This window comes from Paenibacillus ginsengarvi (assembly GCF_003626695.1).
Taxonomy (GTDB): Bacteria; Bacillota; Bacilli; order Paenibacillales; family NBRC-103111; genus Paenibacillus_AB; species Paenibacillus_AB ginsengarvi.
In genome coordinates, this window is sequence record NZ_RBAH01000011.1 from 1 (window position 1) to 22356 (window position 22356).

The following is a 22356-nucleotide window of genomic DNA, read 5'->3' on the forward strand; positions in this document are numbered from 1 at the left end:
GGTGTCGGATGAGGAGTTGGCGACAGCTCTTCGTCTTATCAACCTTCGCCCTCGTAAATGTCTCGGCTGGAAATCGGCTCACGAAGCATTCATGGACGAATTGTCGCACTTAGCTTGACAATCCGTCTTATCAAAAAATCACGAATTCCATCAATGACTGCACTTTTCCCACCGTTCACCACAGCCAACTTCTCTCAATACAAACCTTTGATGGACAATGTTTTTTTGGAAGCCAGCCGATGGTTGTGAGATACAGCAAAGCAAAAACGGTAACATCCCAGTTCTAGCATACGAAAATAGTTCATCCAGTTTTCTATAATGATAGGCCCTACTATGAAATCAAACTGTTTGCCAATGGTAACGATAAGTGGCCTAACAATCCATGCATTCTCTTTAGCTACAAGTACAGCTTGGCACCTCCCCTCGATTTGGACTTTCATCAAATGATCACCCATGATTGTTCTTTATATAGAACATTCTAATCGTGACAATCTGGAGAATAACAAGCGGATAGCAGTCAATATCGTTTTTGGCATTTAAAAAAGCTTGTATTTAGTGAAAATATTTTTTTGCTATGTTCTTTAATAAGAACATCACTCCGAATGTTGTATTGAATTCCAAATTATAACAAAGCGGAGGCGTACATGTTTAAACTCGGACGATGGACAAAAAGTTTGCTCGTTAGCGTGCTTTTATTCGGCTTATTGCCGGGATGGAACGCCGGAGTGGCGGAAGCTGAAGGGCAAGCTCCCGGGATAGAATGGGAGAGGCAGATCGAAGGAAGCGTGCGCGTAATCGATGTGCAGCCATTGAGTAACGGCGGATATACAACAATGGGAGCCGTGAAGGAGGGCGAATTATATTTGGACCGAACCGATGCGCAAGGAAACAAGCAATGGTCCAAGACGGTTACTCTCACCGAGAACGATAAAAACGTAACGGTCGAATCGGTACAACATACCCGCGATGGCGGCTATATTGTTGGCGGGACGATTACTTTCTTCCACTGGCGTTATCGCGACTATTATATCGCGAAACTCGACGGCAACGGCGACATACAGTGGAAAATCGTTGATAGTGCGGGAGCCTATGGTTCTTTCCAAATGATTCGGGAAACAAATGATGGCGGGTTTATCTATGTCGAATATACCGAAAGCATGAACGCGGGATTTTTCAGCACCTCGGCCATAAAAATAGATTCAAGCGGAAACAAGGAATGGACCAAAGTTCTGGGTGGGGGCAGATGGGTTGATCCGGACGTTGCCGCCCAATCTGTCCGGCAAACGGCGGATGACGGATATATGGTAGGCGGCTTCAAAGCAGGTAGCTTCTCGATTTGGAAACTTGACGCTGCCGGAACGATCGAGTGGAATCGGTTATACCCGGTACGCGGGGGTTATGTCGTTCCAGCTTCCAATGGAGGTTATGCAATCGCCGGAACCGGCGCAAGTGGAGAGAACGTTATCATTATGACGGATAGCTCCGGTGCTCAGCAGTGGACAAAAACGTGGAACGGCGGACAAACCGTGTCACTCGACACAACGAAAGACGGAGGCTACTTGGTCGGCACGAACCAAAACGCGGTCAAAACCGATGGCAACGCCTCGACACTATGGACTTATTCCGTATCCGATCTATCCAAGGCCATATCGACAGACGACGGAGGCACCATACTAGTGCGGTCACCGAACACGATCGTGAAGCTGGCCGGTCCATCGGCGCCGCCTCAAGGCCGACTGAAGCTGGATTCCATGAACTACAGCTTGGCGCCCGGTCAAACGATCGATACGGTTCTGAAGTTCGTCTACAGCGGCGGGCAAACCAATGTTACCCGGTTCGGAGCATATTCGGTCGCAGAACCGGCGATAGCGTCTGTCGACGCCTCCGGCAATATTAAGGGTCTCATGCCCGGGCAAACCGTGCTGACAGCCACTTACAACGGCTTACAGACCAAAGCGAACGTGTATATTTATGGCGGAGGAACCCAGAACAGCTTGAAATTCGATTCCTCGGAGTACAGCCTCAGCGTCGGACAATCGCTGGATACGGTTGTCTCAGCCGTTTACGCGGGGCAGACTTCGATTGTAACAGGACAAACCGTCTATTCAGTCGGAGATCCGTCGGTTGCATCGATCGATACAGCGGGAGTCATCACCGGGTTGAAGCGGGGCATGACCGCTTTGACGGCAACGTATAACGGTATGAAGGCAACGGCGAAAGCATACGTATACTAAGCAGTTACTTCAATGAAAAAAGGGAGCAGTTGCCGCGGCGATCTGCTCCCGTCTAATTCCACTAACGTACCCGTTAGCCACCCATGCCCCTCTTGGGGCACCACAGATTAATGAAAATTTTAATGCGGCGTTTTATACTATTCTTACGGCTGGTGAGGAAGGTCGTTAAGCTATGGTGTCGCGAACCCATCCGTTAGTCTGACTACGACGATCACGGTGCACCACGGTATGTCGCTCCTTTTGGGAAGCACGTGGGGTAGAGTAATCCTTTTCTGGTTGTTGCACCAGTCCTCCATTTCAATTGCCGTAGAAAGGTGAGTTATATGGATATCCTGATCGAACGCGCTTGCGGTTTGGATGTTCACAAGAAGTCCATTACCGCTTGCGTCATGACTTCTGAAGGAAAGGAGATTAAGACGTTTCGTACGCACACGGTTTTCCTGCTCGACTTGATCGACTGGATCAAGCAGCATGGCTGTACGCATGTGGCTATGGAAAGTACAGGTGTTTTCTGGAAACCGATCGTTAACCTGCTTGAAGCCGAGGACATTCAGTTCCTTGTCGTCAACGCACAGCACATCAAAGCTGTCCCCGGCAGGAAGACAGACGTGAAAGATGCCGAGTGGATTTGTAATCTCCTGCGCCATGGGCTGCTTAAGCCCAGCTATATTCCAGATCGTAACCAACGCGAACTTCGTGAATTAGTCCGTTACCGCCGCAGCCTCATTCAGGAACGCTCCCGCGAACATAACCGGGTTCAGAAGGTCCTGGAAGGCGCCAATATTAAACTCGCTGCTGTTGTCTCCGACATTATGGGCGTGAGCAGCCGCGATATGATGGGGGCCATGATCGACGGCGAAGAAGATCCACAAAAGCTGGCAGCCTTTGCACGGCGGACACTCAAGAAAAAGAAAGAAGAGCTGGAACTGGCCTTACGCGGCAACATGAGTGCCCACCAGCGAATCATGCTGAAAACCATGCTCACGCACGTCGATTTTTTGAATGAGCAGATTCTCGAACTGGATACGGAGGTAGCCAAACGGCTCGACCCTTTTCAGCAAGACATTGAACGGCTAGATACAATTCCAGGGATCGGTCGACGTACCGCCGAACAAATCTTAGCCGAAGTTGGGACTGATGTCGCTTCACGCTTCCCATCTGCCGCTCATCTTTGTTCATGGGCTGGCCTCGTTCCAGGGCAAAATGAAAGTGCCGGAAAACGTAAATCCTCGAAAACTCGCAAAGGCAACAAATATCTCCGAGCGGCACTGATCGAAGTCGCCCACTCCGTATGCCGATCCGACAACTACCTGGGAGCCCAGTACCGGCGCATCGCCGCCCGAAAAGGGAGACACCGAGCAGCCGTAGCTGTTGCACACTCGATCATGATCATTGCCTGCCATCTCCTTGCGCGCAAAGAGGATTACAAAGATTTAGGCAGTCATTACTTTGAACTGCGACAGCAAGAAGCGATTGTTAAACAAGCCGTGCGAAAGCTTGAGAATCTTGGTTTTCAAGTCGCTCTTTCTAATTCGGAGGCCTCTTAACCTTTTAATGGTTCATAATTCCTAAGAAGCACAGTTTTTAAAAACCATTAAAGCTGGGCTTAGTTTTGTGCTGCCATTTTTGGGGCTGAGCTAATATTAATTTTCGGGGTAGTTCAATGAATTACCAGTTGCCACGTGCGAAATTAACCATTTTTGCGCAGTACTTTATAAAGGATCGATGGTGAAAACAACGTGCTAACCGGGCGTAATAAGTTCATGACATAGATAAAAGCATTATAGATATCGGTATTTTGAGAAGACCGATGAAAGATCCGCCTGGTATACCATTGAAGAAGAGCGAGTCCTAGAGGCTTCCTCCCCACCACATGATGATAACGAAAATCCTCTATAAGAATCATATTCCATACGGGGTCAATAACCTTAGAAATTTTTCTATAGAACCGCTTGGTCAATCGGGTTGAAATCCCCTTCGTTTCTTTCCAATCTCGTTGGAGACAATCATCTAACACCAAAGCTTCCATAGCAGCTACTGACATGCCTTGTCCAAAAACCGGGTCAAATCGACAGAAAGCATCACCGATAAATAAAAATCGTTGCGGAAGATTTTTGACCTTCTCATAATGGTGACGTACGATATAAGGAACCTTATGTAGTTTGACTTCCGAGAGAGGTTTTGCATCCTGAAGCTCATTGTAAATCATCGTATGTGGCAACTTCTTCGTTAACTCGATAAAGTTTTGGGCTTCATCAAGATCGGAGTGAGCCAATTCACTATCGTATCCAAATAACGTGAAAATATGGCGATTTCCCTCAATACGACAAACAGCTCCTCCGATTTTTTCTATCGGCGCAGATGGATACACCAGGAGAGTTGACCAATCCCTTTGCATAGCATTTAATTGGTAGATTTGACTAACATAACAAAGGTCAATTTTAACTTTTTCTTCGCGATCACGATAATTATTCATTTGAAACCATTGATGAAATCTTGATCCATACCCACTTGCATCGATGACCAAATCAGCGTAAAGATCCGTTGGCCGTGACGAAACTGCATCTTTTGCCTGTACACCAAGAATGATGTTCTGATTCTCATCAAATATGGGTCGTAAAGCCATCATGTTATAATGGATACGCAGGTTTGAATTTTTTTCCACCAGAAGTCGAATATGTTTTTCCAAAAAAGGGCGACTTTGAAGATGAACAAATATTTCACCTTCAAACCTCTTTTTCCATACGCCGTGATGGAACCATTTGAGCTCCTTTGAACCATTGATACGAGTTGAACCATCCTGCGTCATAGCTTGGACGATACCGGGGAATAGCTGTTCCAATGCTTGTTCCCCTCCCTTGAGTAAAGCATGGAGATGATATCCTTGCGGAACTTCCTTTCTGGGTTGTTTATCCTGCGGATCTCCACCTCTTTCAAGTAAGGTTACGTCATCAAAGTAACGACATAACACTTGAGCTGTACAAAGTCCGGCTATGCCGGAACCTATAACAATTGCATGTGCTCCTAACCTTCGTTTAATCATCTCTTTGTCCCCTTCCAGAGAAATCAACATCTTGCTGCGCTGCCCGTGGCGAAGCTGCTCCGTATAGTTGAACTGATCGAGTTGCGCCGAAAGACCGTTCGTTTCATTGGGCCAGTCCTAATCTGAAACTACGATGTGACCATTCTCGAATATGAGCGCATTCTTTGAACGTCTCCGTTAGCGCAGTTATTAAGGTTTGGTTTTATAAGTCAAAGTACAAATGATAATGGGCCCGGCAACCTGCATTGAAATTGGCATTACAAGCGGAACATGCAGATTTATGGGTCAGATATTCATGAATGGTTAATTGGTGACCGCAGGCACCACAAAGAATGGCCTTCTCGTCGGTCTGATCTTTGCTCCATCGGGCTACAGGATGATCAGCAACTTCTTTATGACATTCATAACAAGGATGATAGGCATCACAGCAAGGAAACCGAATCGCTATGATATCGACATTAGAATGATAATGTTTGCAACGAGTCTGGTGATCTACTTCGACCCCATAGACTTTTATACCATGCACGCTAATGTAATTTTGTCTTCGAGCATTCGACATCTGAAAGTAACCTCCATCGAAAATTGTAATATGTACCACCGAGCTGTGTAACCACCGGTCGCTGAACACCGCGCGCCGCAGGGGGGCACCACCCTCAATGCCCATTTTATTGTAGGCAAGCTTCCTGATAAATCCTTTGTTCATAAGATAGCCGTATACATTGTAGGAAGGGGGTGTTTCATTATGGCTTACAACCCTTACCACCCTTACGGTTATTACCAACACCACCATCATTACATGCACCCGTACCATCATCATTACCACCCGCATTATTATCATCCTTATGGGGGCGGGCACCATTTCCATCACCAACCCGCACATCACTATGGTCATCATTCTGGAATGCATAGCCAGTGGAGCGGTGATTATGATGGATACAGGAAAAAATAGTTTTCTTAAAGGAGAGGCCTCGCTCACCTCTTAAACAAAAACTCTCTTTTTGGAAATAACCAAAAGGAGAGTTTTGTTTCATTTACTTCACTAACAAAGTCATAGTTAGTGCAAGTCTATCATCGTATTGCCGGCCGGAACCGTAAACGAGGCGCTCTCCTTCACCGGGTTTTGCACCGTATCGTCGGAAAAGCAATCGGCGAAGTAGTAATCGGTTCCCGGTCTGACGATCCAGACGAACGTATTCGTGGCCGTAATATTGTTGTTCCGGTTATAAAAGACGCATCCTTTGAAAAGGGTCTTTGGTTTCAGCGTATCAAACCCCCTATCCGTATTGTTCTCGGCTACACACTGAGCGTAGGTGACAGTCTCCGCATTTTCCGCCCAGAACCCGGCATTTAACTATAGCTTGTGACGGTACCTTATCTTAGGTTCTGCTTCCTTCGTTTACATCGCCACCGCTTTCAAAACTCATCCATTTTATTCCCCAAATAACGTTTATTATCCTTCTTGTTAGCTCGAGAAAGGCAGCCGATGTAAAAGCCAGCTGCCTACCTTTCTCGAGCTATCGTCTCCAGTTAGTTGAACGCTGTCCCTTCTAATATCGATTCAAAATTTTCATACAAATCTCAACTTCGCTTGGGTGATCCTGGTCATATACTTCTATAATAAATGCCTTCGGCCAATCTTTTTGAAGCTTATTATTTTGTATCCATCCATCAAGAAATCCATAAAGTTCACCCATACGAGACTCTTCGCCAGCTACAGATGCATACTGACCTGATAGATGAAAATATTCCATCCCTTCAGGGATGTCTGCAACCGATTCCGTCACTAAATACCCTGTATAAAAATACCCCTCGATATGGTCGTCGCCGCGCTTAGGCTCGTAGAGGATAGTCTCGGTATCGGTTCGCCCGAATATTTCATCCTTACGAGCTTGAAGTGATTGCATAGCTTGAGGAACGATCTTCCCGTATTCCGAAAACAATCCGCAATGCCTTATCCCGATCACTGTAAACTCCCTGTTTTCGACTTTGGCCTTTGTAACATTCTCCACCTTGAGCTCGTTAGCTTGTTCCAAGTATGCATCCGAAGTACTTGCGTATCCGTTTTCTGTATAGAGGGCCGTTATTTCTTGATCCGTAAGGACCCTATTGTACAAACGAATATCATCAATAACGCCATGAAATAAAAATCGCTTTTCATTTGTGTTCTTTTTACCGATAAAAATTGGTTCCTCTGGGTGAGGTTTAAGTGTTCCAGCTTGGGTATCGTGAAGTTCCCCATTGATATATAATTTATGAAACGCTCCATCGAATGCAGCAGTAATATGGTACCAAACACCGCGTTTTAGATGACTTTTCGACACCGCGTCGGCAGTTTCTTTCATTCGATGCCAAGTAGTGGTTGGGCCTAACGTACTTAGTTGAAAAACACGGCGGAGGTTGTCCTTATTCTTGTTTTTCCCGCCGTCATCTTGGGAAATTATGGCGTTATTCCACCAAGCCAAAGATGCTTTCTCATCATATCGGGCCCAAACGGAGAGAGAAAACGCCTCACTGCTTAATAACGGCGGAGGGGAAATCTCAATAAAGGCTTGCTCGCCATCAAATGCATATGCGCGATACGGTTGCCCAAACCGATCTGAAGTTAATACCGCGCCTTCAACGCGTCCGTGAAATCCGTTTCCGCTGGAATCGTCAGCATTGCCATGAAATAAATACTCCGCTACTAATCCATTATGTATGCTCATTTATACTTTTTCCTTTCCCCGTTATTGAGTATAACTTTATAATAAATGATGCCAAAACCCATTGATATCTATCTTTTTTGCAACTATGCTGCCCGTTAGCATTCCTGTAAAAGAGATGGAATTTGAATGAGAAAGACCACCCTTAGCGGATGGCCTTTCTTAGGTATAGCTACCTTTTCGTGTTTACCGTGTTTGCCGCACCATGATCCCGTTGCCATACGGGTCATGGAACGTGAAGCATGCCGCGCCCATCCGTACCTCGATACCGGTGACGTCCAATGCCTCTTTCGCGGACACGTGGGCTCTCGCCGCTTCGACATCCGGCGAATCGATCACCAAAGCCGGGGCGACGTGCAGATTAAGCTGCAACTTCTCGTAATATACCTTGCCGGACTGCGACAGCCGGTTGTCGTCGACCAGCAGATCCGCGCCCTTGTCCATCGCAATGCCGTTCAACCCTTGCACCACTGGATCAGGCCTGACGTCTTTCTGCAAAAAACCGGCGTACCAGTTCTCCGTCTCGGCCGCATTGTCTCCATGCGCAATCACGCGGCTGATTTTCGTGAGCAGCGGGTGTGCATCGCCCGCAGGCTCCTGCGGCTGCTCGTGCGATATAGCCCAACAGACCATGTTCCCGCCCACGTTGAAATGGGCGACATCGGAAAAACGGTACAGTTCTCCGATATGCGAGTAGTCCATGCCTTTGCAGAATTCGTACGATGCGTCGATATCTCGGACCGACTCGAACATGATCATCGGCGGGAAGCCCCACATATTGCTATCGAGAATGATTCCGGTGCCATCGAACGATACACCCCAGTAAATGCCACCTCCCGTCTTGTCCGGCCGAATCGGCTGTTCGAACAGGTTCGCATACCATTCGATGGACGCTTTCAGATCGGTTACGGGAAAAAATACGGTGCTGATAACAGGCTTGATCGGATGTGTCAAAGCTTGCACTTCCTCCCTAATAAGTTAACTTCAATACAAAGACACATCGAACCTCAAATCTCTATCAATCTGCCTAAAAAAATTATAGCCGCTTCAGCGCGGCCTCCAGGCAGCCCGCTGCTTCCGCCTCTGCCTCCATCGCAGCCTTGAGCCCTGCCGCCATGTGTTCCCGGTTCGACGTTACGCCGCCCATGCCGAACGGGAAGGCAGGATACAACTGCAGCATAGTCCGATAGATCTGCTCGTACAATTTACTTGCTGCCGCCACCAGAGACCGCGCTTCGCCGCGAATGCTCCGGTCCCGGGAGAGCTGCTCCAGATAACGGCAGGCATGCTCGCGGGCTTCCGACAGGAGAGCCACCTGATAGGCGTGACCAAGTGGATCCAGACGGTTTTCCAGGACGGCGTTTCGCCATTCCCGGTAAGCGGCCTGCCCGAACGAAAAGCCGGGCACACGGGGCTCATCCCCTCGGATCTGCTTCACGATGCCGGCGAGGACGGTGCGGACGGAAGAGGGCGCACCCGTCCGCCTGTCCAGAACGGCCGCAAACAGCCCCGGACTTTCAGGGCTTCTGCCTAAGCTCTCATAGGTATAGCGATGCACGCCGGGCCGGTGGCTTCGACCGAGCAGTACCCGTTCCGAATCGTCGTACCCGTAGACCAGGTCGAACTCGTTGATCGTTAGATTCCATACGATGGCCGGCCTGCCGGCCTCCACGGCGCCATGGATCAGCCGCAGTACGCCGACTTGCTGCTCCGGCAGGATCTGCTGTCGGCCGGGACGCCCGAAGCATCGGGCGCTCCACCCGATTCGCTCCGCGGCACCGTAGAAGGCGAAACTCCAGTCGAACGTCGACAACCCCCGCCAGTCGCATCCGGAGGAAATGCCGATCCGGAACGCGTCGCCCGTCATCCCCATAATCGTCGTAAGCGGCCGCTCCGTTTCACCGTCGTACCGCAGCACTTCGAGCAGCGCCACGGACAGGAGCGCATACGGACGCGAAAAACGAGGTTCCTCGAGGACGATGCGACCCGGGTTGCCTTCGCGGCGGCGACTGGCGAGATAACGGTCCACTTCCATGCGAAAACGCTCCTCGTTCAGCTTCGAACGGGAACGGGAAATCAGGTTATAGACGTTGCTTCGCGCAATGCCGAGCGACGCCGCGGCTTCATCCGGCTGCAACCCCTCCTCCATCGCGTCCATGACGCGTTTCGCGTTACCGCGCAAAGCGGCAAAATGGTTCATCGCTTCACGGCGTGATTCGCGACCGAGTATCTCCTGCAGCGGTTCATCTGGACGGCTGACCAAGTGCGGATCGTCCGATTCGGCCAGTTCGCCGAACGGCTTCGTCCGGTTCTCCGCGCCGCGCAGCATATTGATCGCCATACGGCGAACGAGCCTCTTCAGCCATGGGCGGAAGCGCTCCGGATCCCGAAGTCCGGGAAGCTTGGCCGCCAGCCGCAGTAACGACTCCTGGACCGCGTCCTCGGCAAGATGGCTGTCCCGCAAAATATCGCGGGCCCACAACGTCGCCTCCTGCCTGTACACCTCGATCAACTGCGCCAGCGCATCTTGGTCGCCCGCGGCCGCGCGCGTAATCATATCCGTTTGGTGCATGTTGTCCGACCTCTCCTCCGTCCCGCCAGTTTACGGCATTGAATGTTCAAGCTGCTGATCGCAAAGTTCATGCCGATGCCGATAAATATACTGGCAAGGCGTGCCGACGCCGATACTGCCCTTCATGAGTTCGTCGGAAATGGTCAAGACGGACGTAGCTCTGTTTCCAAGTGAGTGTAACGATCAAGCATTTTTTTAGCTTTGATCCTGCAACATTTTAACTTCATGTTCCCTAATCAAATCCTCAATTAATATGCCGTTGATCTTTAGACCGGAAATATTGCAATTCGTAATTTCGATATCCGACAAGTCACAGTTTGTCATTATGCTTCTGTTGAAGTCGCATCGATCAAATCGTACCGGTTCCATCCTGGCGTTTGGGTTATAGGCGGGATGATCGATAGGTGCCATTTTAGGACCGATATTGTGGATGTAAGCCCCGCCAAGGTTCGCCCCATCAATCTCTAATCCGCTTAAGTTGGCATCGGTAATCTTGGTTCCTGCAAGAGTTACTTCTTGAAAATAGAGAGGCTCTCCCTTAACGGTTACAAATCGTGAACCGGAGAGGTCGGCACAATTTACCAATATCTTCTTTTGTCGATCTAAACAATCGTTGATTTCCGTTATCTCCGGTATTGAAGTTCCTTCATCGGTTAGTGTTCCTGCGATGGAGAGCGATCTCACATTTACAGTTGATCCCATAGCAGAGCCAATCCCAATTTGTCCTGCCACCTTACTGAAATCTCCTATTACACGGTAACGTTCTATCCCGTCAACACTTACGGACGCATTGTCGACTTCAATGTTCCATATTAAGTTAATCCAAGTGTTCTTCGGCACTTTTCCCGCACCTGCAATACTTCTTGCCTTCCCCGTTCCGGGGTCGCACCAACGCAATTCTTCCTCATTGCGCTCCCAATTAAAAATGAGTTGCCCCCCATCGTATAGCAATCGGATATTCGTGGAATCAGTCATAACTTCGGCTCGAATGACGACGGGGCTTTTATATTTTTGTGGAGAAACCGCATAACCTTTATCATAGGAACACCATATTTTAATTTCTTCATCCGTTTTTTCAATGCTGCAATTTTCCGCAGTAAGTTCATGGAGGTTTATTTTTGACAATATAACCACCTCTTCCCATTGATATTACTACTTTAAATCAACATGCAATCCGCTGTAAATATTCTCTTATGATTAAAGGTTGTGTAACCTACGAGTTTCAAGAATTTGCTCAATATGGTGCGTAGCATGTTGAACGTCGTGTTCAAGGGCAGCATGCACTGTTGCCTTTCCATGCTCATGCATCAGAACTCTGTCCAAAGAATTTGGAAGGGTAGTACACAAGTATGCGATGTACTCTCTCATCATGGTGAATAATCTCATTTCCAATTCAATTGAACGATTTTTATAATCCATTTTGGAATTCCAAACATCCCCATTAAATTCGTTGAAAAAAAACGTTGATCCTGTGTCCGCCAAAGCGTATCGGTTAATCTGAAAGTAGTTCATATCACAGTCAATGATATGATGGACAATCTCTCTCATTGACCATTTGCCAGGTGCTCTTGTCTTATCCATCTCAGCATCATTTAAACCTGCAATCGCCTGCAGAAGTTCACTGGGTCCTCTTTTGTATTTCTCTATGAGCTCATGGTTGTCGTTATCAGTTAACCGTAATGACATCCCTACTCCCCCATTTGTAGTTTTCCTTACCATTAACAGCTAATTCTCTATGCTCGTTCAACTATCCTGCCCTTTACTAGAGTGAAAGCCCGGGCGGAGCCCAGCCTCTCCTCATCAAACCGTACGTGAGGTTTTCCCTCATACGGCTTTCCGATGTTCGTCATTCATGCGCATGCGACTTACAATAGCGTCTTAAGTCCATGTAGCTGGCATTGAAGCTTCACAACCGGTCCCGAACTGCGCCAAGCGATTTCGCTGGCGTTACTTTGCATACCATTTGGTCAACCGTATACGGATGTGCCAGTCTAACTTGGCCATCCACCTTGCGCCGTATGGTGTCGCATAGTAGTTCTTCCACCCTTGGATTTTCGAGTTCAGCCATCTCGCGTGTTCCTCGAACGAAACGTGCCGCATGTTTGGCGGCGCCAGTCGTTCCTTTACCACTTCCCGGATGTGCTTCTCCGCTTTCGTGCAGAGCCATTGTTGGGTCGCGTAGTAGACTTAGCTTCGTCCTGTTTCCGCTTTCGTTTTCCGGTGGTGCATGCCGAGGAAGCCGAATCCTTCTTCTCCCGTCCACAACCCTACTATCCGCGTCTTCTCTGGGTGCAGCGTCAATTTCAGACGCTCCATGATCGCCCGAATGAGTTTATGGGCATGCATCGCGTCCTTCTTTGTCTTGCATACCACGACGAGTCATCGGCGTATCGCATTAATTCTCCTACTTCTTTACCGTGCTTTTCCCACAACCGTTCGAAGTAATTCAGGTAGATGTTCGCAAGCAAGGGCGAGATCACGCCGCCCTGCGGCGTACCTAGCTTGAGAACGCGTCTGTCGCTGATTCGCATTTCGACGCGGCAGGATTCACTTTATGTTACAGCCTGGCAGGTTGCTCGCCCTGTCTCTGACTTGACTTTTGTCGATGCGCTTCTACACACAGATTTCGCTACACGCAGGCATCCCAGCTACACGGGGGCTTGGCCCCTCCCGCGACCGGACTTTCACCGGCTAGAAGATGCGTGCTTCTCTGGGCACGCCTTCAATGACAAAGCAGACTCTTTGCAGCAGCCTGCTCAATTTCACTATCGTCTCCTTTAGCGTAATGGCTTGCAATGAGAAACATTAAAGCGGTTTCCGTCGATGTCGTAGAAATGGAAAAGGACTCTTCCATTTTCCAAATGTCCCCCAGTCTCTCCGCATTCGACAGCGTTGTCTCTTAGGAATTGGTGATATGCAAAGAAATCCTCACGTTTCTTGACTAGCGTCAACGGACGAATAGTCCCATCGATTTTACCTGTATAAGTATCGCTCGGGAGCTGTTCCAATATCCAAATGGACCGTCTTGCATCCGTGTAGTTATCGCCCAAAGACATGACAAGGTAACCGTCTTCGGTATGATCTTCTTGCACCTTCATTCCGACAAATTCCTGATACCACTTACCGGCTAGCCGTACATCGCGAACGCCGATTCGTGTGCAAGACGGCTTGAATCCTTTGCTCTTTATGGAAACATCTTCTTCTGCTGTGAGCCGCGTACCTTCAGTGGTAGCCCAGAAATCAAAGTAACGTCTACCATCGGGGCCAACGTATATATCAGTGGTTCGAATTCCGGTTTCGATAAAATGGTTTTGTACTTTTTGCAAATGCTTTGTTCGCCAGCACCACCGAATGTTCGGATCGACAGTTCCTCTTTCCGCGTGATGAAATGGAAGCTTTTTCGAGGTCAGAACGGAATTGAGCCAGGTGCCATATCCGAGATGAGTCATTCTCCCTTTTTTTATTCGTTGATCGGGCCACCACGATTCTTTTCGTCTTACTTCCCAACCCATAAACGTGACATACCAAGCAATAGCCGGATCGTGGTTATCCCACAGTACATCAATTTCTCCACCGTCGTAAAACAGTTCTGGCACCAGGCTAGTTTTTACGGTTTGAATCAATGTCATAACCCATCTCCTTTTTTGGTTATATATCCCTCATGATTTTCCTCAGTTACTAGATGCCAGAATTAAACGAAATCTAACAAACGTATATCAACCGGCCCACTTCAAGATGCCGGCACCTCCACCTGTCACATGGTAATTTCGCAATCGTCTCCCGTTCATCCCGGCGTATAATCAACACACATATCTGCCCGTTACTTCAATAAACATCAAGAGGAGCTGTCCTTGCGGCAGCTCCACGCTATCGTTTCCGTTAGTTTAATCATTCAAATACATAAGGAGATAGTATAGAGAATTTTTAACCTCAAATAAGAATTCAAATTGACAAGCCCCAAAATTAGTATCACTACTTACTTTCCATACTTTGATGCTATATGTTCCGAATCATGAAAACCTTGGATAACTGCTTTATTCCAGTTTTCAATCGGGGTTAATGATATATGGGGTGGTTCAGTTCTGGTGACGTAATGATCGCATAATATATGTTGTTTTAGACTATCCACCAAATTATTATCAACAAAATTCACGGTCTCGAAGAAAAAATCATATTTAGTTGAATGAAAAATTTCTTATTGTGAATAGCTTTTGACTTTTTTTAGGCTTCTCGTTGTTTAATATCTTTTCTTGTTCTAGATCGCCTATCCTATTCAGCAAAAATTTTCCTCCTTAGTTCCTTTATGGAGGGATTGTATTCCCCTGAAGTGTCAATATAGAATTTAGGGACGTCGATCTGGGGTTCCTCGTAAGGGCCCACGCTCAGTTCAATTCCTTTTCTGAACATGTCGACTCCCTTATCGCCATGGAAGTATTCCCGAAGCGGGTTGTCCAGCCCCCGCCGAACAAACCTGTCGAGCGCGAGCTTTTCGTCAACCTTGCAAATCAACAGATAGACCCGCGCCTTTTCCATGAACTGCTCAAGCATGGTCGACCATATCCTGTGCTGGAATGCTGCTTCAGCAATCACTGACACATTGTTTGTTATCAGCCCCATGAGCGTATCAAAGAAGATTTCCGTTGCCGTTTTATTGGCTTCCTCCGGAAGCTCGTTATGTCTTTTGCCGAAAGTATGCACATACCCTTCCTTAATCTGATCCCGGCTGATTACTGGCATAAAAATCTCATTACCAAGCTCCTTAGAAAATGTTGTTTTCCCTGCACCTGGTCTACCAGTGACAACTATTAAATACGGCTTTGACAAGTGTTTCACTCCTTAATCGGATTTGTGAATAAAGAAAAATCACCCTTTTGGCGATATCTTTTAATAATTGATTAACAAGGTGGAGTTTCTGTATAATCCAATTTTGTAATCCATCATATTGTCGGTTAGTTCAACAGGCAGCCCAAAATGCCGACTGCCTGACGTAATGCTCAACCGCGCACCTAAAACTTCCTCCCAGCTTCACCCGCAAAATAGTCGATCGTATACTCACGGAATGCCCGCGCCGCCTTGGACAGAAACCGGTTGTCCATCCAAGCCAGATGCAGCGTACGCGTGCAGACCGGTTCGGTAATCTCCAGCAGGTCGAAAGCGTCCTGCTTCGGGTCCACATTCTGCGGAGGCAGAAAAGCTACGCCCACCCCCGCGCTGACAAGCGACCCGATGGCTGCCGGCTCGTCCATCTCGCATACCAGTCTAGGCATAAACCCGGCCTCTCGACAGAAACCATCCTGCATTTCTCGGGCGCTAACTGGAGCGTATCGTCTATACGCGTGCCTTCTCGAATGAAGCCGGACAATTGTTCGAGGGATTTCCCAACCATGTGATTCGCATGACGTTTGAGGAGAGAAGCGGTCAAACGCAGGCGTCCCTCCGGATCGCATGCCCCACTGAAGAAGATATGATTGCCACTGTGGAAATGGGTATCGTGATGAGGTATGCGGAAAGTTGGCACAAGCTTGCTAATCTGATTGAGCATTTAGCGCAATGACGGCTGCCCTGCGGCAGCCGTCCCCCCATGCCGCGCTTCCCGGCACCACAGATGATGAAAAACTAATTTTTCCAGGGTATTTGAGAAACGGCAGTCTAGCTGGCCGGCTGCCGTTGTCTTTTCATTCCACTATCGTCTCCGTTAGGTTAATGACTTAAGACGAGAGCTTTACAATTGTTTAATGCCTACATACTTGCCATTCAACCTGAAAAACCAGAAAATACCGTACCCCAGCAGGCCTCCAGAGGTATTCAGGATCAGATCATCCACATCGAAATTTCCGATGGAGAAAAAGACCTGCAAGCATTCCAGAAGTAAGCTGATTCCCAGTGATCGGATAAATACTCCACTAAGCGAAATCATTTTGCTTTTAGACAATATTACAATAAAAATTCCATACGGTATGAATGCCAAGATATTCCCAAACAAATTGATTACTTCATGGCTTGACGGACTTAGAACGGTATCGGAAATTGTTTTAAACGGTATAAAATTACCATACAGCATCCGGTGCATACTATACTCAGGTTTTTCCAGATTTTTCTGCAGTCGATACCACAGAAAATCCATATCAATCGAGCCGTACTTAAATAAAATGATTCTAAATAAGGTGAACATATACAAGGCAAACAGTCCTGGCACCACAATGCGATTCAGTAGTTTCGTTAGTTTCATTTTTCTCGTCCTCGTTTTGAGTCATGAAGGATCGTGCTATTATCGAGGCTATCGTTTGCAAGCTCCGGCTTCTGATGGTGGGCTTCATAACTGAGCAGCAAATGGAGAATACTCCAAAAAACACTTCTTCATTTCAGTTTCATTCTTACCTCTTCCAATAAGGATAAGGAAAACTGTTTAATAAAAAGTCGGGTATTTATAAAATTTTTTCTTAAATTTCATGAATGTTTGTGCAGGTAATCGCACTTCAAAGACCGTTCGAATCAAACAAATCGAGCCTGTGCCACCGCAGCTGCTGAATCAAGATTGCAGTTGATATCTAAAAATGGGCCGTCCTATCCATAACTTGAAGTTGGTTTTGAATCGGAAATACAAGCACGGGATTTTAGAATTTTTATTGCGCTAAGCTGCCCGTTACTTCAATGAACATCAATGGGGAGCTGTCCTTTTGGCAGCTCTACGCTATCGTCTTCGTTAGCGCAACGCAGCCTTGGTTATCCTAAACAAAAAAAAGCAACCGTTTCCAGTCGCCATATTATTACACAGGTTTACATTTTATTTAAGCTGTACCTCATCGCCGGGCTCACCTGTCTACCGTATGGGGAGCATATTAACTGACATATTCAGTTATCGTCTCCGTTAACGGAATGCCCTTATCGTCCTTGGCCCCAATTACCGCCGTTTGCTTACTTCTTAAAACAGATCATCCAGAATTTCCGAGATCTGCAACTACACATACGACCGGCAACGGGACCATATCCCCAATCACGTTCGGTTTGACATTGAAGCCGGCGCTAAGCAAATTATAGACAGTTCGTTCCACTACTTCTCCGACTTTTTCTTTAGTTGGCGGTTGATTAAGTGACGACTCCTCACGGCTTAAGCCGTGGGCTTCTCGAATCATCGAGACTCGTAACCTCGTCCCTCCCCGAAGGCTCCGTCCGAGCCTAGTCTTCCTTTGTGCGGTTACGAGACTTGCCGCTTCGCGCGCGCCAGGATATTGATCGCCGCATTCACATCCCGATCTAACGTTGTACCGCATTGCTTACAGCGATGGATACGTTCGGCCAGCGTTTTCTTCACGATGTGATGGCATGTGGAGCAACACTGCGATGTATAGCGCGGATCGACACGCACCACTTGACGACCGGCGCTTTCAGCCTTGTACGTCACGAATTGTACGAGTCCGCTCCACCCTGTATCCGCAATGCTTTTGGCAAGCTTATGGTTTCTCACCATCCCTTGCACGTTCAGTTCTTCGAAAGCGATCAGGTCGTAGCGGTTCACTAGCGTCCTGCTGACTTGGTGCGCGTAATCTTTGCGCTGGTTCGCCACACGTTCATGCTGCCGCGCAAGCGTCAGGACCGCTTTGCGTCTGCGGCTCGAACCGCGCTGTTTTCTGGACACCGCCTTTTGTTGCCGCTTCAGCTTCGCCTCGCTTTTGCGCAGAGGCTTCGGCGCTTCAAAAATAGATCCGTCTGAGGTTGCCGCGAGCTGCCTGACGCCAAGATCTACGCCTGCTTGACGGTTGGTTTGGGGAAGCGGCTCCGCTTCGATTTCGCAAGACAGACAAGCGTAATATCGACCGTTTTTACCTGTAATCGTACAGGTTTTGATCGCCCCTCGCGGCTGCCGATGCAATTGGATTCGTACAGGGCCGATCTTGGAGAGTTCGAGACGCGTTCCCTCCAAAGCAAATCCGCTTTGCGGATAGGTGAACGAATCGTAGCGGCTTTGCGGCTTGAAGCGTGGGAACCCCGCCTTTTCGCCGCTCTTGACGCGGCGATAGAAGGCTTGGTACGCCTTGTCGAGCCGCCTGGCGACATCTTGCAGCACCTGGGCGTGTACGTCTTTCAACGCCGGAATATGCTGTTTGCGCTCTCGGAACGTATTCGCTTGCTGGCCGTAGGTTGGCGCCTTACCTTCAGTTTTGTAAGCGTGAATTCGTTCAGCGAGCAAACGATTATACAGCAAGCGGCAGCGTTCGAGTATGCAGCGAATCTTTTCTTGTTGCTCGCTTGTAGGATACAATCGGAACTTGTACGTTCTTAACAAGACCTTCACCTCCTGTATACAGGATACCACAGGTGAAGGAACTAATGTTCGTATTTTTTGTCGAATGCTTGAGGCGGCTATAGCCGCCCCACATCCGAAGGCCTTATATCCCAACGCCTGAAGGTGTGGGTTTTACGGCCTGTTCTATAAATAATAAAACAGATCTTTTTTATCGCAAATTACTTCTGGCTAGCTAGGTAGTCAGCGAGTTGATCGAATGTACCTTCGAGGCCTTGTTGAAGCATTGGTGCCATGCCCTCATAGACCGCTTGCTCCTCAGCGGATGCGTTCAAAGGGCCGCCTTTGAGCGTCAGGGTAGTTATCCCTTCTTTTTCTTCGAGCGTTATGATATTTATAATTTCAAGCGGCCAACCTGCGTTAAAAGATGCTCGGAGCGTGTTGCCTTGCTCATCAGAAAAAGATTGGATAAAAACCACTTTCTCCGGTGCAACAACCTCTTGATATGCAAATTTCCCCCACATGACATGACTCCCGTCAGGAGACGTCTGACATCCTAAAAACATACCTCCTGGTCGAGCCTCCATTTTGGCGACTTCGAGGGAGAAACCTTTAGGCCCCCACCATTTCGCAAAATGTTTGGATTCCGTCCATACTTTAAAAACAAGTTCACGAGGAGCATCGAATACGCGTGTGATTGCCACTTTAAACGGGTACGGAATGTTGTTCATGAGTATCCTCCTTATTTTGAAGGGGTGTTCATACCCCGAAAGTGTTAGCTTAGTTGCTATAGCGTGCTTGAAGCTTGAATCACCAGTTTTGCCAACAGCTCATAGTCAGGCGTATCCCCTTCCCGAATCTTTAGCCATTTTCGCTCGGCGGGCCCTTCGAATCCTCGAGGGAATGCAAGACCGGTTGCATTCATGATCATAAATGCAATGGCATCTTTTGATGGCGAAATAACAGCTGCATAATGTCCATCCTTTAGAAAATGGGGTTTCTTGTACTGTATACGTTCTTCGACTTCTGGAATAGATTGATGCACCATTTGGCGCAGCCGGTTACTAACCTCGATTTGCCAAGGCTGATTAAGATTTTCGATAAATGCCGATACTTCCTCGTTCATCATCCTTTTACAGCTCCTTTTCTATAGTTAGGGACCTGACGAAAATGTTCACGTTCTCTTGTATGAATTGTTCTAGCTCGATACCCGGATAGTTCCCCCCGGCTTCCAAATCGTTAATAAATGCACCGTATTGAGCCATCATGAACGTGAAAGCCTGCATGGTGGGGTTCGAACAAGTTATTTTTCCTTTCTCGCTCATCGTAATGAAGTAATCCGTCAAAAACGTCAGCAGTTGTCGAGGATGCTGTAGTCGACGTTCTTTAAAGCCGGGAATATGGACCTCATCCTTTATGGCGATCTGAATAAGCTTTCGGTCGCGGTTCATGATGTCATGATATTTTCTGCTAATGGCTAGTAGGTCAGTTTCTACCTCCCACACAAGCTGTTCGTTGAAGAGCATTCGCATCTCTTCGGCATATTGAAATCGTTCAAGGGCGGATTCGAGCAAATTTTGCTTGCTTCCGAAATGCCGAAAAAGCGTCTTTTCGCTTAAGTCGGCGGCTGAGGCGATTTCTTCCGTCGTGACACCGTTGTATCCTTTCACAGAAATCAGGTCAATCGCAGCCCGTAATAATTTTTCCGCACTCCCTTGCTTAGTTTGACGCATGATCAGCTCCCTTTCTATAAGATACAGATAATGTCTGTCAGTGGTGACTGACATTATCTTAATCCAAAATTATCCTACAGTCAAGAGACCTTCTCGATAAAATAAGTTTAACCAAAGGGCAACGGACTATGGAAAGATATGGGGGTCCTCCCCCTGTTGTTTCCTTGTTGTCCAGGTCTTCTACGGGCCCCTTTTAATATCTTTCATTATTTACATTGACTGAACATTCAGTCATAAAATATAATAGGGATGCAAGCTATAATTTTGCCATTTGGAGGAGGAGATTGGCATGGATCTTTTTTACGAAGTTCAAGGAGAAGGCTCGCCGATTGTCATGATTCACAGCCCCGGCGTCGATTCGAGAGAGTGGAAGTATGTCGCGCCGATTTTGTCACAATCGAACAAAGTCATTACCTTCGACGGCCGGGGGACCGGACGCTCACCTGCTCCGCAAGAACCGACCAGCCTTGTGAACGATTTGCGGAAACTTCTCGAACATGTGGGTATCGATCGAGTCACACTAGTCGGCCATTCCATGGGCGGGCAGGCGGCGACGGATTTTACGCTATCGCATCCTTCGATGGTTGATCGGCTTGTATTAATTGCGCCTTCGTTAACGGGCTTCCCCTTTTCCAAGGAATTTACCGACTGGATGACGTCCGTTAATGCGGCCGCCCCCGATATCGTGAAACTGGTGGAATTGTCCTTGGCCGGGCCGAATTATCGCCTCACAATGGCCGGCCCGCACCGAGATTTCCTGCGTGAAATGGCTGAACTCTATATGACCCGAGTGTTTACCGAATGGCGAAGCTTCGAACTCCGTTGGCCCGAACCGCCGGCGATGACAAGATTGGAGGAGATCGCCGTGAAGACGTTGTTCGTTCATGGTACAATCGAATGGCCGGATATGTTCAAGATCGCCGAGCAATTCAAGCGGGTCCCTTCGATCCGATTTGTAGAAATCGAAGGGGCGGATCACATGCTGACTTTGACCCACGCGGTAGAGCTCGCCGAACATATCCGGAAATTTGTGCAGGGAGAACTCGACTATGCCTCGAACCCGGGAAGAAAATGAACGAATTCGTCAAGCCGCCAAGGAAAATATTCGCACGTCGGCGATGGAGATGTTTATCGAACGTGGGTACCACGATGCTTCGATCGACGATGTAGCGAAACAGGCCGGCGTCTCCAAAGGCTTGATGTACAATTATTACAAAGGAAAAGAAGAGCTTCTTGCGGAGATGGTACAGTTCCGGATCGACGAAATTAGCCGGGTGATGGAGGCGGCTTCCGCGCTCGATTCGCCGGCCGATCAACTGAAACATATTGTCGAAGGCGCGCTCGATAACGTCAAGAAGCGTCCTCAGGTATATCGTTTTTATCTGCATTTGCAAACCCAGCCGGAACAAGACAAGGTACTGTCCAAATACAGTCAAATGCTCAACGAGGCGATGGCCAAGCAATTCAAAGTACAGTGCGGGATGTTCGCCGGACTTGGGGCCGCAGACGAGCAATTAAGGTCTCTATACTTCTCTTCTACGCTTCATGGAGCCATGCTGATGATATCCACTTACCCTGACGGTTACCCGGTCGACGAAATAAAAGAGCAGATCATCAAACAATTTTGTACTTGATCGTTATGCTAGGCTCGGGAATTCCGCAGTCGACAAAATGAGATACATATGACTCCAACTGCCGCGCAAGCGTCAGGACCGCTTTGCGTCTGCGGCTCGAACCGCGCTGTTTTCTGGACACCACCTTTTGTTGCCCTTTCAGCTTCGCCTCGCTTTTGCGCGGATGCTTCGGCGCTTCAAACATAGATCCGTCCGA

At 48.0% G+C, this 22356-nt stretch carries 26 protein-coding genes and 1 pseudogene; 6 read left to right on the forward strand and 21 right to left on the reverse strand.

Going from position 1 to position 22356, the window contains the following annotated elements:
* Window positions 1-118 (forward strand): annotated as a pseudogene (locus tag D7M11_RS37375) (IS30 family transposase); the annotation flags it as partial.
* Between the two features lie 76 nt (window positions 119-194).
* On the opposite strand, the gene D7M11_RS37115 reads toward D7M11_RS37375, so the two are convergent.
* Complete coding sequence (locus D7M11_RS37115; RefSeq protein WP_205127061.1) at window positions 195-455, reverse strand: hypothetical protein; 261 nt, start codon at window positions 453-455, stop codon at window positions 195-197.
* A 189-nt stretch (window positions 456-644) separates the two neighbouring features.
* Here D7M11_RS37115 and D7M11_RS15995 point away from each other — a divergent pair, with 189 nt between their 5' ends.
* A complete protein-coding gene (locus D7M11_RS15995; protein WP_120748250.1) occupies window positions 645-2234 on the forward strand; it encodes an Ig-like domain-containing protein in 1590 nt (529 codons plus the stop codon).
* Window positions 2235-2557: 323 nt separating this feature from the next.
* Entirely contained in the window at window positions 2558-3781 is a 1224-nt protein-coding gene (locus D7M11_RS16000) for an IS110 family RNA-guided transposase (RefSeq protein ID WP_120748251.1), read from the forward strand.
* A gap of 143 nt (window positions 3782-3924) precedes the next feature.
* Here D7M11_RS16000 and D7M11_RS16005 read toward each other — a convergent pair whose 3' ends face one another.
* The 3 genes from D7M11_RS16005 to D7M11_RS36435 form a co-directional block, all read right to left on the reverse strand.
* Window positions 3925-5277, reverse strand: coding sequence for an FAD-dependent monooxygenase (locus D7M11_RS16005; protein ID WP_120748252.1), 1353 nt, complete (start codon window positions 5275-5277; stop codon window positions 3925-3927).
* A 202-nt stretch (window positions 5278-5479) separates the two neighbouring features.
* Window positions 5480-5980: a CHY zinc finger protein gene (locus D7M11_RS16010; protein WP_338042497.1), complete on the reverse strand. Its 501-nt coding sequence runs from the start codon at window positions 5978-5980 to the stop codon at window positions 5480-5482.
* Window positions 5981-6017: 37 nt separating this feature from the next.
* The gene (locus D7M11_RS36435) at window positions 6018-6308 is read right to left on the reverse strand and encodes a hypothetical protein (RefSeq protein ID WP_158606647.1); all 291 of its coding nucleotides are present in this window, start codon (window positions 6306-6308) and stop codon (window positions 6018-6020) included.
* Window positions 6309-6397: 89 nt separating this feature from the next.
* Here D7M11_RS36435 and D7M11_RS36920 point away from each other — a divergent pair, with 89 nt between their 5' ends.
* Complete coding sequence (locus tag D7M11_RS36920) at window positions 6398-6628, forward strand: hypothetical protein (protein ID WP_193556209.1); 231 nt, start codon at window positions 6398-6400, stop codon at window positions 6626-6628.
* 196 nt (window positions 6629-6824) lie between these two features.
* Here the strand turns inward: D7M11_RS36920 and D7M11_RS16020 are convergent, their stop codons facing one another.
* From D7M11_RS16020 to D7M11_RS16085, 16 genes are all read right to left on the reverse strand, one after another.
* Window positions 6825-7982 (reverse strand): LamG-like jellyroll fold domain-containing protein, encoded by a 1158-nt coding sequence (locus tag D7M11_RS16020; protein ID WP_120748254.1) that lies wholly within the window; start codon window positions 7980-7982, stop codon window positions 6825-6827.
* 183 nt (window positions 7983-8165) lie between these two features.
* On the reverse strand, window positions 8166-8933 hold the full coding sequence (locus D7M11_RS16025; RefSeq protein ID WP_120748255.1) for a VOC family protein: 768 nt from the start codon (window positions 8931-8933) through the stop codon (window positions 8166-8168).
* A gap of 82 nt (window positions 8934-9015) precedes the next feature.
* Window positions 9016-10551: an RNA polymerase sigma factor gene (locus D7M11_RS16030; protein ID WP_120748256.1), complete on the reverse strand. Its 1536-nt coding sequence runs from the start codon at window positions 10549-10551 to the stop codon at window positions 9016-9018.
* Window positions 10552-10746: 195 nt separating this feature from the next.
* Window positions 10747-11676, reverse strand: coding sequence for a pentapeptide repeat-containing protein (locus D7M11_RS16035; RefSeq protein ID WP_120748257.1), 930 nt, complete (start codon window positions 11674-11676; stop codon window positions 10747-10749).
* Between the two features lie 72 nt (window positions 11677-11748).
* Window positions 11749-12237 (reverse strand): DinB family protein, encoded by a 489-nt coding sequence (locus D7M11_RS16040; RefSeq protein ID WP_120748258.1) that lies wholly within the window; start codon window positions 12235-12237, stop codon window positions 11749-11751.
* A gap of 261 nt (window positions 12238-12498) precedes the next feature.
* Window positions 12499-12651, reverse strand: coding sequence for a group II intron maturase-specific domain-containing protein (locus tag D7M11_RS37380; RefSeq protein WP_240041153.1), 153 nt, complete (start codon window positions 12649-12651; stop codon window positions 12499-12501).
* An 87-nt stretch (window positions 12652-12738) separates the two neighbouring features.
* Window positions 12739-12897 carry a hypothetical protein gene (locus D7M11_RS37385; RefSeq protein WP_240041159.1) on the reverse strand — a complete coding sequence of 53 codons (159 nt, stop codon included), beginning with the start codon at window positions 12895-12897 and terminating at the stop codon, window positions 12739-12741.
* Window positions 12855-13082 carry a reverse transcriptase domain-containing protein gene (locus D7M11_RS37390; RefSeq protein WP_240041137.1) on the reverse strand — a complete coding sequence of 76 codons (228 nt, stop codon included), beginning with the start codon at window positions 13080-13082 and terminating at the stop codon, window positions 12855-12857. Before D7M11_RS37390 ends, D7M11_RS37385 begins: the two co-directional genes overlap by 43 nt.
* A 246-nt stretch (window positions 13083-13328) precedes the next feature.
* A complete protein-coding gene (locus tag D7M11_RS16050; RefSeq protein ID WP_120748259.1) occupies window positions 13329-14180 on the reverse strand; it encodes a VOC family protein in 852 nt (283 codons plus the stop codon).
* A 640-nt stretch (window positions 14181-14820) separates the two neighbouring features.
* Complete coding sequence (locus D7M11_RS16055; protein WP_158606648.1) at window positions 14821-15375, reverse strand: AAA family ATPase; 555 nt, start codon at window positions 15373-15375, stop codon at window positions 14821-14823.
* A 182-nt stretch (window positions 15376-15557) separates the two neighbouring features.
* Window positions 15558-15998, reverse strand: a complete 441-nt coding sequence (locus D7M11_RS16060) for a LysR substrate-binding domain-containing protein (RefSeq protein ID WP_120748261.1) — start codon at window positions 15996-15998, stop codon at window positions 15558-15560.
* A gap of 275 nt (window positions 15999-16273) precedes the next feature.
* Entirely contained in the window at window positions 16274-16780 is a 507-nt protein-coding gene (locus D7M11_RS16065) for a VanZ family protein (RefSeq protein ID WP_120748262.1), read from the reverse strand.
* A 966-nt stretch (window positions 16781-17746) separates the two neighbouring features.
* Window positions 17747-18835: an RNA-guided endonuclease InsQ/TnpB family protein gene (locus D7M11_RS16070; RefSeq protein WP_120748263.1), complete on the reverse strand. Its 1089-nt coding sequence runs from the start codon at window positions 18833-18835 to the stop codon at window positions 17747-17749.
* A 179-nt stretch (window positions 18836-19014) separates the two neighbouring features.
* Window positions 19015-19524 (reverse strand): SRPBCC family protein, encoded by a 510-nt coding sequence (locus D7M11_RS16075; protein ID WP_120748264.1) that lies wholly within the window; start codon window positions 19522-19524, stop codon window positions 19015-19017.
* A 56-nt stretch (window positions 19525-19580) separates the two neighbouring features.
* Window positions 19581-19919 (reverse strand): DUF1801 domain-containing protein, encoded by a 339-nt coding sequence (locus D7M11_RS16080; RefSeq protein WP_120748429.1) that lies wholly within the window; start codon window positions 19917-19919, stop codon window positions 19581-19583.
* A 7-nt stretch (window positions 19920-19926) separates the two neighbouring features.
* Entirely contained in the window at window positions 19927-20526 is a 600-nt protein-coding gene (locus tag D7M11_RS16085; protein ID WP_120748430.1) for a TetR/AcrR family transcriptional regulator, read from the reverse strand.
* A gap of 289 nt (window positions 20527-20815) precedes the next feature.
* Between D7M11_RS16085 and D7M11_RS16090 the strand changes: the two genes are divergently transcribed.
* Both D7M11_RS16090 and D7M11_RS16095 read left to right on the forward strand, forming a co-directional pair.
* Complete coding sequence (locus D7M11_RS16090) at window positions 20816-21601, forward strand: alpha/beta fold hydrolase (protein WP_120748265.1); 786 nt, start codon at window positions 20816-20818, stop codon at window positions 21599-21601.
* Window positions 21576-22160, forward strand: coding sequence for a TetR/AcrR family transcriptional regulator (locus tag D7M11_RS16095; protein WP_120748266.1), 585 nt, complete (start codon window positions 21576-21578; stop codon window positions 22158-22160). Before D7M11_RS16090 ends, D7M11_RS16095 begins: the two co-directional genes overlap by 26 nt.
* Here D7M11_RS16095 and D7M11_RS37120 read toward each other — a convergent pair.
* A complete protein-coding gene (locus D7M11_RS37120) occupies window positions 22141-22344 on the reverse strand; it encodes a hypothetical protein (protein ID WP_120748267.1) in 204 nt (67 codons plus the stop codon). The genes D7M11_RS16095 and D7M11_RS37120 overlap by 20 nt on opposite strands.
* Between the last annotated feature and the right edge of the window lie 12 nt (window positions 22345-22356).

Excerpts from the sequence above, each read along its gene's own strand:
- D7M11_RS37115 (WP_205127061.1), bottom strand. The coding sequence starts at position 455 with ATGGGTGATCATTTGATGAAAGTCCAAATCGAGGGGAGGTGCCAAGCT.
- D7M11_RS15995 (WP_120748250.1), top strand. The coding sequence starts at position 645 with ATGTTTAAACTCGGACGATGGACAAAAAGTTTGCTCGTTAGCGTGCTT.
- D7M11_RS16000 (WP_120748251.1), top strand. The coding sequence starts at position 2,558 with ATGGATATCCTGATCGAACGCGCTTGCGGTTTGGATGTTCACAAGAAG.
- D7M11_RS16005 (WP_120748252.1), bottom strand. The coding sequence starts at position 5,277 with ATGATTAAACGAAGGTTAGGAGCACATGCAATTGTTATAGGTTCCGGC.
- D7M11_RS16010 (WP_338042497.1), bottom strand. The coding sequence starts at position 5,980 with ATGAACAAAGGATTTATCAGGAAGCTTGCCTACAATAAAATGGGCATT.
- D7M11_RS36435 (WP_158606647.1), bottom strand. The coding sequence starts at position 6,308 with ATGAAACAAAACTCTCCTTTTGGTTATTTCCAAAAAGAGAGTTTTTGT.
- D7M11_RS16020 (WP_120748254.1), bottom strand. The coding sequence starts at position 7,982 with ATGAGCATACATAATGGATTAGTAGCGGAGTATTTATTTCATGGCAAT.
- D7M11_RS16030 (WP_120748256.1), bottom strand. The coding sequence starts at position 10,551 with ATGCACCAAACGGATATGATTACGCGCGCGGCCGCGGGCGACCAAGAT.
- D7M11_RS16040 (WP_120748258.1), bottom strand. The coding sequence starts at position 12,237 with ATGTCATTACGGTTAACTGATAACGACAACCATGAGCTCATAGAGAAA.
- D7M11_RS37380 (WP_240041153.1), bottom strand. The coding sequence starts at position 12,651 with ATGCGGCACGTTTCGTTCGAGGAACACGCGAGATGGCTGAACTCGAAA.
- D7M11_RS37385 (WP_240041159.1), bottom strand. The coding sequence starts at position 12,897 with ATGCATGCCCATAAACTCATTCGGGCGATCATGGAGCGTCTGAAATTG.
- D7M11_RS37390 (WP_240041137.1), bottom strand. The coding sequence starts at position 13,082 with ATGCGAATCAGCGACAGACGCGTTCTCAAGCTAGGTACGCCGCAGGGC.
- D7M11_RS16050 (WP_120748259.1), bottom strand. The coding sequence starts at position 14,180 with ATGACATTGATTCAAACCGTAAAAACTAGCCTGGTGCCAGAACTGTTT.
- D7M11_RS16060 (WP_120748261.1), bottom strand. The coding sequence starts at position 15,998 with ATGCGATCCGGAGGGACGCCTGCGTTTGACCGCTTCTCTCCTCAAACG.
- D7M11_RS16065 (WP_120748262.1), bottom strand. The coding sequence starts at position 16,780 with ATGAAACTAACGAAACTACTGAATCGCATTGTGGTGCCAGGACTGTTT.
- D7M11_RS16075 (WP_120748264.1), bottom strand. The coding sequence starts at position 19,524 with ATGAACAACATTCCGTACCCGTTTAAAGTGGCAATCACACGCGTATTC.
- D7M11_RS16080 (WP_120748429.1), bottom strand. The coding sequence starts at position 19,919 with ATGAACGAGGAAGTATCGGCATTTATCGAAAATCTTAATCAGCCTTGG.
- D7M11_RS16085 (WP_120748430.1), bottom strand. The coding sequence starts at position 20,526 with ATGCGTCAAACTAAGCAAGGGAGTGCGGAAAAATTATTACGGGCTGCG.
- D7M11_RS16090 (WP_120748265.1), top strand. The coding sequence starts at position 20,816 with ATGGATCTTTTTTACGAAGTTCAAGGAGAAGGCTCGCCGATTGTCATG.
- D7M11_RS16095 (WP_120748266.1), top strand. The coding sequence starts at position 21,576 with ATGCCTCGAACCCGGGAAGAAAATGAACGAATTCGTCAAGCCGCCAAG.
- D7M11_RS37120 (WP_120748267.1), bottom strand. The coding sequence starts at position 22,344 with ATGTTTGAAGCGCCGAAGCATCCGCGCAAAAGCGAGGCGAAGCTGAAA.